Source organism: Verrucomicrobium sp. 3C (genome assembly GCF_000379365.1).
GTDB lineage: Bacteria > Verrucomicrobiota > Verrucomicrobiia > Methylacidiphilales > Methylacidiphilaceae > Methylacidimicrobium.
Window position 1 is genome coordinate 36,629 of the sequence record NZ_KB901876.1, and the last position, 283, is coordinate 36,911.

Sequence of the window (283 nt, forward strand, 5' to 3'; positions counted from 1 at the left end):
CTTCCCTTTCCATTTTCATCTCCTTCTACTTCGGTTGTGACCCACACACAAATTTTCGGATAGGCTCTCCTCTGGAGCCTCCGAACGCGCAAGGGAGGTTGTAGGCGTGCCGCCACTCTCCGTTCTCGCTCCTTCCGACGTTTCCCTTGAACTAAGGCCCCTTCCCTCCCTCGGACTTTCTCCGAGCTCACAGGTGTCGGGTCGGAGGAGGCGCCCATTGAAGAGCTTGCCTCCGTCCGCCGCACAAACTGGACGTGCGGTTTCCCCGCATCCAGCTTTCATG